This window comes from Rhodopila globiformis, assembly GCF_002937115.1.
GTDB lineage: Bacteria > Pseudomonadota > Alphaproteobacteria > Acetobacterales > Acetobacteraceae > Rhodopila > Rhodopila globiformis.
In genome coordinates this window covers 1-9,312 of sequence record NZ_NHRY01000004.1, presented here as the reverse complement: position 1 = coordinate 9,312, position 9,312 = coordinate 1, and the positions used below count along the sequence as shown (strand labels likewise).

Annotated in this window: 6 protein-coding genes and 1 CRISPR repeat array; of the genes, 5 read left to right on the top strand and 1 reads right to left on the bottom strand. The window is 65.3% G+C overall.

Features of this window, described 5'->3' with window-relative positions; translation table 11 throughout:
- Positions 1-85: 85 nt before the first annotated feature.
- Positions 86-1,270: a glucokinase gene (glk, locus tag CCS01_RS00085; protein ID WP_204848082.1), complete on the bottom strand. Its 1,185-nt coding sequence runs from the start codon at positions 1,268-1,270 to the stop codon at positions 86-88.
- Between the two features lie 99 nt (positions 1,271-1,369).
- Between glk and CCS01_RS35625 the strand changes: the two genes are divergently transcribed.
- The 5 genes from CCS01_RS35625 to CCS01_RS00065 all read left to right on the top strand — a co-directional run bounded on the left by CCS01_RS35625 (position 1,370) and on the right by CCS01_RS00065 (position 9,001).
- Positions 1,370-1,492 (top strand): hypothetical protein, encoded by a 123-nt coding sequence (locus tag CCS01_RS35625; protein ID WP_275112868.1) that lies wholly within the window; start codon positions 1,370-1,372, stop codon positions 1,490-1,492.
- Between the two features lie 159 nt (positions 1,493-1,651).
- Positions 1,652-4,726, top strand: coding sequence for a type II CRISPR RNA-guided endonuclease Cas9 (gene cas9 / locus CCS01_RS00080; RefSeq protein ID WP_104516815.1), 3,075 nt, complete (start codon positions 1,652-1,654; stop codon positions 4,724-4,726).
- Positions 4,702-5,592 carry a type II CRISPR-associated endonuclease Cas1 gene (gene cas1, locus CCS01_RS00075; protein ID WP_104516814.1) on the top strand — a complete coding sequence of 297 codons (891 nt, stop codon included), beginning with the start codon at positions 4,702-4,704 and terminating at the stop codon, positions 5,590-5,592. The genes cas9 and cas1 overlap by 25 nt, the downstream gene beginning before the upstream one ends.
- Positions 5,592-5,921: a CRISPR-associated endonuclease Cas2 gene (gene cas2, locus CCS01_RS00070; RefSeq protein ID WP_104516813.1), complete on the top strand. Its 330-nt coding sequence runs from the start codon at positions 5,592-5,594 to the stop codon at positions 5,919-5,921. Before cas1 ends, cas2 begins: the two co-directional genes overlap by 1 nt.
- Before the next feature lie 57 nt (positions 5,922-5,978).
- Positions 5,979-7,862: a CRISPR direct-repeat array (repeat unit 36 nt; unit sequence ATCCTACCACAGGGAAATCGGTAGGGAAGCCACGGC).
- Positions 7,863-7,981: 119 nt separating this feature from the next.
- Positions 7,982-9,001: an N-acetylglucosamine-6-phosphate deacetylase gene (locus CCS01_RS00065; protein WP_104516812.1), complete on the top strand. Its 1,020-nt coding sequence runs from the start codon at positions 7,982-7,984 to the stop codon at positions 8,999-9,001.
- The last annotated feature ends 311 nt before the right edge of the window (positions 9,002-9,312 follow it).

Sequence of the window (9,312 nt, the reverse complement as noted above, 5' to 3'; positions counted from 1 at the left end):
TCGCTGTCCCGCCCTCGCTGTCCCGCCTGGGCCGTCACGACGCGGCCCGGTCGCCGGCGCCCGCTGCGTCCGGGCAGGAAGCCGGCTAACGCCCGGCGGCGGCCTGCTCCAGGCCGTACAGCGCCGCGCCCAGCAGAGCGGCCTGGCAGGTGATCACCCTGACCGGAATTCGCCCCAGCAGCTCGGCGAATCGCCCCTTGCTGACGAAGGCGCGCATGAAGCGGCCGTCGTCGAGCTGCGGCAGGATGCGCGGCGGGATGCCGCCACCTAGGTAGAGGCCGCCGGTCGCCAGCACCTTCAACGCCAGGTTGCCGGCCTCGGCCCCCATCGCCTTGATGAAAACATCCAGCGTCGCGGCGCACAGCGCATCGGGCGGCTGCGCCTGCGCCGCCCGCACGATCAGCGGCGTGCGATCGGCGGCGGCGGCCAGCGCGGCGGCGAAGGCCGGCGCCTCCGGCGCGTGGCCGCTGTCGCGCAGGAAATCGTAGATGTTTGGCAGGCCGCTGCCGGACACCACGCGCTCATAGGCGACATGACCGTAGCGTTGGAAAAGATAATGCCACAGGCCCGCCTGCAGCGCGTCGGCCGGGGCGAAGTCGGCATGGCCGCCCTCGGACGAGCCGGCGGCGTAGCGGTCGCTGTGCCAGGTCAGGAACGCCTCGCCCAGCCCGGTCCCGGGCGCGATCACGCCGATGGGCCCGTGCGGCTCGGCTTCGCCCTGGTTGAGCACGTGCACGTCGTCCGGCCCCAGGTGCGGCACGGCGTAGGCAACCGCCTTGAGGTCGTTCAGCAGGGTCACGCGCTGCAGGCCCAGCGTCTGCTGCATCGCGCCTTCGTCCAGCACCCAGGGCAGGTTGGTCAGGTGCGCCCGCCCGCCGATGACCGGCCCCGCCACGTCGAGGCAGGCGAAGCTGACGGGACGCCTGGTCTGCAGCATGAAATTGCGCAGGATCGCCTCCAGGCTGGGATAGTCGGCGCTGACGAACTCCGCCCGGGCGAGCGGCTGGCGCGGGCCGGCCTCGGCCGTGAACAGCGCGAGCAGGGTCTTGGTGCCACCGACATCCCCGGCGATCAGCATCCGCTTCGTTCTCCCTCCGACGACGAGCCTGCCGCGAGCCTGCGCCACCTGCCGGAGCAGATCAACGCCGCAGCGCACTCGATCCGGCAGCGCGACGCAGACGGCGGCGGCAGCGGGAATCGGCGTGCCGGCCGACGGTGACGATGCAATCAGGAAACGGTTGCCGCCAGGCTGCCCGTTGACACAGATCAACGTCCCGTCGCCGCCCGCGTTCTATCAATGAAATCAGGTACATGACCGTGAGGTTCGGCCGTGGTGGACGCCATCGCCAGGACTCTGACACGGTTGCCCATGCCGCTGCTGCTGGCGGGTGCGTTTCTGGCCGCCGCCGTCCGGGTCCGGCGGCGCGGCTTCCGCAAGCGGCCGATCCTGCGGTTCGCCGAGCGAATGGGGGCGTTACTGGGGGTGGAGTGACGACCAAAAAGAATCCCCCCGGTGCTGCGAGCAACGCCGGGGGTAATCCTTCAGTGATGAAAACCACTTTGCCGTGGCTTTCCTACCGATTTCCCAACCGCTAGTCTTATGTAATGATGTGGCCCTGTCAAGGCCAATTCGTCCAAAAAGGAAAATTCCATGCGTATTCTGGGAATCGATGGCGGCATCGCTACGATCGGCTGGGCGGTGCTTGATCTCGATACCGAGGCGGCCACGTTGACGGTTGTCAACGCGGGGACGCGGAGCTTCGATGCGCCCGAGACTTCCAAGGAACGAACGCCAACCGCTGCCGTCCGCAGGCTGCATCGCGGCCAACGGCGGGTGATCCGGCGGCGGCGGCAGAGGATGAACGAGATCCGCCGCCTGTTCCACACCGCCGGGCTACTGCCGGCGGCGAAAAGCGATGCGCTCGGCCAGAAAGGTCTCGATCCCTGGGCGTTGCGGGCCGCGGCCCTGGAACGGACACTGACAGGGCCGGAACTTGCCGTTGCCCTCGGCCATATCGCCCGGCACCGGGGCTTCCGCTCGAACGCCAAACGAGACGCGGCCGCCAATGCCGCCGACGAAACATCAAAAATGAAAAAGGCCATCGCGGCGACACAGGAGCGGCTGCAAGGCTATCGCACCATCGGGCAGATGTTCGCCACCGACGACGCCTACAGGGACCGCAAGCGCAACAGAGGCGATTTTACCCGCTCCATCCTGCGCACTGACCAGGAAAGCGAGGTTCGCCAGATCTTCCGGGAACAGCGCCAGCGGGGCAATCCCCTGGCATCCGAGGAACTGGAAGCGGACTTCACCCACATCGCGTTCTTCCAGCGCCCGCTGCAGGACAGCGAGCACATGGTGCAGTCCTGCCCGTTCGAACCGGCCGAAAAGCGCGCCGCCCGGCGGAGCTATGCGTTCGAAATGTTCCGCCTGCTGTCGCGGCTGACGGCCATTTCGCTGTCGGCAGGCGGACAGGAGTTGCGCCTGACTCCGGAACAGATCGCCCAGGTTGCCGAGGATTTCGGCCGGACCAAAGGCATCACCTACAAATCCGTCCGCAAGACCCTGGATCTCGACAGCCGCACCCGCTTCGTCGGCGTATCGGAAAAGGACGAGAAGAACGACATCGTCGCCCGCCATGGCAACGCCGCGGAAGGGACCCACACGCTGCGCGAGATCGTCGGGCCGTCGGGCTGGCGCGTGCTGATGCACAACCCGGTCATGCGCGACCGTATTGCCGAAGTCCTGACTTTCCGTGAAGATCCGGCTTCGGTGCAGGCCGGGCTTGCGGAGGCAGGGCTGCAGGAACCACTGCTGGCGGCGGTGATGCAAGGCGTCCAATCCGGCGCGTTCGCCGAATTCACCCGCGCCGGCCACATCTCGGCCAAGGCGGCACGCGCCCTGATCCCGTCCCTGCAGCGCGGCCGGGTCTATTCCGAAGCCTGCGAGGATGCGGGATACGATCACACCGCCCGCGCCGCAGTCTCGCTGGAGGACGTGCGCAATCCGGTTGCCCGCAAGGCAGTCTGCGAGATGCTGAAGCAGGTCCGCGCCATCGTTCAGGCTTACGGCCTGCCGGACATGATCCACGTCGAGTTGGCCCGCGACATCGGCAAGAGCGCCGAAGAGCGCGACAAGATCAGCAAAGGCATCGAGGACCGCAACAAGCAGCGTGAAACAGCCAGGAAAGAGCTGGCGGATTTACTCGAGCGCCCGGCGAACGACGAGGAACTGCTGCGCTACGAACTGTGGAAGGAGCAGAACGGGCGCTGCCTTTATACCGATACGGCAATACCGCCGCACTGGCTCGCCGCCGGCGACAACCGGGTGCAGGTGGACCATATCCTGCCGTGGAGCCGGTTCGGCGACGACAGCTTCATCAACAAGACACTGTGCACCGCCAAGGCCAACCAGGACAAGAGAGGCCGGACGCCGTTTGAGTGGTTCGAGGCAGAAGGCCTGGACTGGGCACTGTTCGCGACCCGCGTCGAAGGCTGCAAGGAGATGAAGGGTCGCAAGAAAGGCGGCTTCTATCTCCGCAAGAACGCCAAGGAGGTCGAGGAGACGTTCAGAAACCGCAACCTGGGCGATACGCGCTACGCCACGCGGCTGCTGCTGGACATGCTCGCCCGTCAGTATCCCAAGGACGGGTCCCGCCATGTCCTGGCCCGGCCTGGCCAGTTGACGGCCAAGCTGCGGCGGGCCTGGGCGCTGGATGACCTGAAGAAAGGCCCGGACGGCAAGCGCCTGGAGGATGACCGCCACCATGCGCTGGACGCCATCGTCATTGCCGCGACCAGCGAATCCATGCTGAACCGCCTGACCAAGGCGGCGCAGGAGGCCGAGCGGCAGGGACTGCCGCGCGGGTTTGATTTCACGCAGATCGACCCGCCGGCGGCTGGGTTCCGCGAGGTCGTGCGGGATGTCGTCCGCAACGTCTTCGTATCCCGGGCCGAACGGCGCCGCGCGCGGGGCGAAGCCCATGCCGCCACGATCAAGCGCGTGGAGACCGTCGATGGGGTCGCTACGGTGTTCGAGCGCAAGGCGGTCGAGGCGCTGACGCTGAACGACCTCGCGAACATCCCGATCCCCGATCCCTATGGAAAAGTTGTCGATCCGGCGAAACTGCGCAACGAGCTAGTGGAAAGCCTGCGCTGCTGGATCGAGGCCGGGAAGCCGAAGAACGCGCCACCCCGGTCGCCGAAGGGGGACGTCATCCGCAAGGTCCGCTTGGCGACCAAGGACAAGGTCGCGGTTCCGGTGCGGGAGGGCTCGGCCGATCGTGGCGATATGGCGCGGGTGGATGTTTTCGCCAAGGCCGACAGGAAGGGGAAGCTACGCCACTATCTCGTGCCAATCTATCCGCATCAGATCGCCGATCGGCAGACTTGGCCGGAACCGCCGAACCGGGCGGTGGTGGCCGACAAGGCCGAGGCGGACTGGGCTGTGGTTGATTCGGACTATGAATTCCTGTTCAGCCTGTACTCGCACAGCCTGCTGGAAGTAGCAAAAGCTGACGGGGTCGTCCTGAAAGGGTATTTCAAAGGAATGGACCGCAGCACGGGTGCGATTGCGATTGCTGCTCCAGAGAGTCCACGGGCGTTGACCAGGGGCATTGGCGCCAAGACTCTGGCGCATTTCAGAAAACTCCAGGTTGATCGCTTGGGCCGTGTGACAGCGGTCAATAAGGAGGTACGCACATGGCATGGCGTGGCCTGCACGTAAGCCGGCCGACCCGCCTGTCGCTGGCGGACAACCAGATCGTTGCCAGGCAGGACGAGACGGAGGCACGGATCGCGATCGAGGACATCGGCTGGATCGTCCTCGACTCGCCGCAGGTGACACTGTCAACGGCCCTGATCGCGGCCTGCATGGAGGCCGGCGTGGCGGTCATCACCACCGACCGGACCCACACGCCCAGTGGACTGCTGCTGCCGTTTCATCGCCATCACCGGCAGGCGGAAATGGCGGCCTTGCAGGCCGGGCTGCCATTGCCTTTGAAGAAACGGCTCTGGCAGGCCCTGGTGCGGACAAAGATCGACAACCAGGCGGCCTGCCTGGCCACCTGCGGACAGGATGCAACCGCCTTGCGCGCCATGGCACATCTCGTCGGGTCCGGCGATCCGGACAACGTCGAGGCGCGGGCAGCACGCGCCTACTGGCCGCGCCTGTTCAGCGAGTTTGTGCGGGAGGACGATACGGACAAGCGCAACGCCCTGCTGAACTACGGCTATGCCGTCGTCCGGTCCGCGGTGGCCCGGGCGCTGGTCGCGGCGGGCCTCGTTCCGGCATTGGGACTTAACCACGCCAGCATGACCAACGCCTTCAATCTGGCCGATGACATGGTCGAGCCGTTCCGGCCGTTCGTTGATCGGCAGGTATGGCAGCTTTCGGCAAAAGGAACGGTACGGAATGGGCAAACGACGGTCGAGGAGCGGCGCACGCTGGCCTCTATTCTGACAGAAACAACGGTCTTCGGCACGGATACCGTGTCCTTGCTGACGGCCACCGAACAGGCGGCGGAGAGTCTGGTGCGAGCGATGCAGACAAGCAGCGCGGCGGTGCTGCAGATGCCGCGGATGGTCGCGTGATGCCGGAGGCGGAGGCGCGTTTCATGTGGCTGTTTGTGTTTTTCGACCTGCCGGTAGGGACCAAGGTTCAGCGACGCAACGCAACCCGGTTTCGCAACTTCCTGAAGGATGATGGCTTCATGATGCTACAGTTCTCGGTCTATGCACGGGTCTGCCGCGGCGAGGACGGGGCAACCAAGCATATCGCAAGGGTCACCCGAAATCTGCCAAGCGAGGGAAGCGTACGGGCGTTGCAGGTGACGGATCGGCAGTACGAAAGGATGAAATTGTTGCTCGGTGAGGCGACAAAAACCGAGTCGCTTGGCTCGCGCCAGATGATTCTGCTGTGATTTTCGAGGTGGCAAATCTCGAAAATCACAGCAGTTTCAGTCGCTTGTTGTGCTCCGATCCTACCACAGGGAAATCGGTAGGGAAGCCACGGCGAAGATGACCGAGGGGCGCAGGTGGCGCTCATCCTACCACAGGGAAATCGGTAGGGAAGCCACGGCCGCAGGCCGTCGGCCCGGGCACAATCACCCATCCTACCACAGGGAAATCGGTAGGGAAGCCACGGCGTCATCCCGGAGCACCCGCGCCACCCGAACATCCTACCACAGGGAAATCGGTAGGGAAGCCACGGCCTGGCCCGCGCGGCCCTGCGTATGCGGACAATCCTACCACAGGGAAATCGGTAGGGAAGCCACGGCCTGTCGGCGCGGGTTCTGCAGCCGGCTGTGATCCTACCACAGGGAAATCGGTAGGGAAGCCACGGCGCCGGCCATATCGTTCTCCTCTACATTCTCATCCTACCACAGGGAAATCGGTAGGGAAGCCACGGCGTGGACACCGCCGCTGTGGGCGACGCGGTGATCCTACCACAGGGAAATCGGTAGGGAAGCCACGGCAGACTCACAAGCGCCAGTCTCATATTCCTTATCCTACCACAGGGAAATCGGTAGGGAAGCCACGGCTCGGAACATTATGTTGTGGCAATCGCCGTAATCCTACCACAGGGAAATCGGTAGGGAAGCCACGGCCGCGTAAATGTCCTTGATGAACTGGCCGAGATCCTACCACAGGGAAATCGGTAGGGAAGCCACGGCCTACACCGCCCTCACCCTGCCGCCCGTGGAATCCTACCACAGGGAAATCGGTAGGGAAGCCACGGCGAGACAATCGCTTTCGCTAACGGAGAGTATATCCTACCACAGGGAAATCGGTAGGGAAGCCACGGCCGGGGTTGTATACCGCCCCCATACGTCCGTATCCTACCACAGGGAAATCGGTAGGGAAGCCACGGCGCTCACAACGCGCGGCTGGATACGATGGCGATCCTACCACAGGGAAATCGGTAGGGAAGCCACGGCTCCGCCAATCAAACAATCAAAGCATGGCCGATCCTACCACAGGGAAATCGGTAGGGAAGCCACGGCCCCCGCCATCTTCGGACCATGGGCCAGATAATCCTACCACAGGGAAATCGGTAGGGAAGCCACGGCACAACGCCCGGGCAAGCCGGAGGCTTTCGGATCCTACCACAGGGAAATCGGTAGGGAAGCCACGGCCGGGGTTCGGTGCCAGACGGTGACAATAGTATCCTACCACAGGGAAATCGGTAGGGAAGCCACGGCCTGACATTTCTGGTGCCCTTTCGTGGTTTGATCCTACCACAGGGAAATCGGTAGGGAAGCCACGGCACGAAGCTGCCTATTGGCCTAGCGCACTGTATCCTACCACAGGGAAATCGGTAGGGAAGCCACGGCGAGGTCAACCGTCTTGTCGTTGGGGCCGAAATCCTACCACAGGGAAATCGGTAGGGAAGCCACGGCGACATGGGTGAAGTCGAAGCCGTTCGGGAAATCCTACCACAGGGAAATCGGTAGGGAAGCCACGGCTCGCGTAGGCCAACATCGTCGGCTCGGTGGATCCTACCACAGGGAAATCGGTAGGGAAGCCACGGCTTCAAGACGGCCGTCATCGACAAGCTCAAGATCCTACCACAGGGAAATCGGTAGGGAAGCCACGGCCCACGACTTGACGGTGACCTGAACGTCTGTATCCTACCACAGGGAAATCGGTAGGGAAGCCACGGCACGGCGCACGCGGTCAAAACATCCCGCAAGATCCTACCACAGGGAAATCGGTAGGGAAGCCACGGCTCATGTCACGTGCTCCAAAGCGTTTCGATGATCCTACCACAGGGAAATCGGTAGGGAAGCCACGGCCGATGATGCGAAGTCGTGCGGGATGTATTGATCCTACCACAGGGAAATCGGTAGGGAAGCCACGGCGACACCGTCCGGTGGCGGGAGGGGGATTTATCCCCCTCCCGCCACCGGACGGCATAGCTGTCGCACCGGCTGACAAGGCCCATCTTGACTCCCCCCGCCCCCTCGGCCAAAGCCCCGCCATGCAATCCCCTGGCCTGATCGACCTGCAGGTGAACGGCTACGCCGGCATCGACTTCAACGATGCCGCCCTCACCCCCGGCGCGCTCGACCACGCTTTGCGCGCCATGCTGCGCAGCGGCGTCACCACCTGCCTGCCCACCCTGGTCACCGCCGACGAGATCACCCTCACCCGCCGCCTCGCCGCGCTCGACAAGGCCGTCGGCGGCAGCAAGCTGGGGCGGCTGATGGTGCCGGGCTTCCACCTGGAAGGCCCGTTCCTCAACCCCGCGCCCGGCTACGCCGGCTGCCACAACGCCGCCGCCATGGTGGCGCCGGACCCGGCGCTGCTGCACCGCCTGGGCCGGCACCTCAAGCGGCCGATCCTGCTGCTGACTTTGGCGCCGGAGCAGCCGGGGGCGCTGGCGCTGGTCGCCGAGGCGTGCGCCCGCGGCATCGCCGTCGCCATGGGCCACACCGCCGCCGACGCCGAGACCGTGGCGCAGGCGGTGCAGGCCGGGGTGACGCTGAGCACCCACCTCGGCAACGCCCTGCCGCAGCCGCAGCCGAAGTTCCTCAACCCGCTGATGGCGCAGCTGGCGGCGGACGCGCTGCACGCCAGCTTCATCGCCGACGGGCTGCATGTCCCGCCGCCGGTGCTGAAGGTGCTGGTGCGCGCCAAGCGTCGGCTGCGCTCGATCCTGGTCACCGATGCCACCGCCGCCGCCGCCGCGCCGCCCGGGCAGTACGGCTTCGCCGGCCAGGCGATCGAGCTGGCCGCGGATGGCGCCGTGCGCTACCCCGGCACCGCCAGCCTGGCCGGTTCGGCTTTGCGGCTGGACCAGGCGGTGCGCAACGTGGTCGCCTGGGGCATCGCCGACGCCACCTCGGCCGTGGCGATGGCGACGCTGCATCCGGCGACGGTGCTGACCCCGGCCCTGGCCCACCACGGCATCGCCCTGTCGCCCGCCGCCGTCACCTGGACCGAGACGCTGCAGCCCGAGTCGGTGATCCTCGGGGGCACGCATTTTCCCGCCGGCTAGAGCGTTTTCAGCCCGACTGGAAACGCTCCAGCTCATAATTTCACGAGCAATTTCATCGGCCTGAAATCGCTCCGCGATTTCCAGTCAGGCCGATATTGCTCTAGAAACCTTTCGTTTACCATTTCGCGCTAGTGTCCCCGCCGCGAAGAGCGCGACGGTGTCAGGCCTGGTGGGCAGAACGGACCATTCCCTGGCTTACTAACAAGGGAAAGGTCGGACAGCAGCCGTGATGACGTGTTCCCACGCGCCGCGGTCACCGGGCCGCGCCGTGATGCCCGCCCCGCCGGCCACCACCATGCCCGCCCCCATAC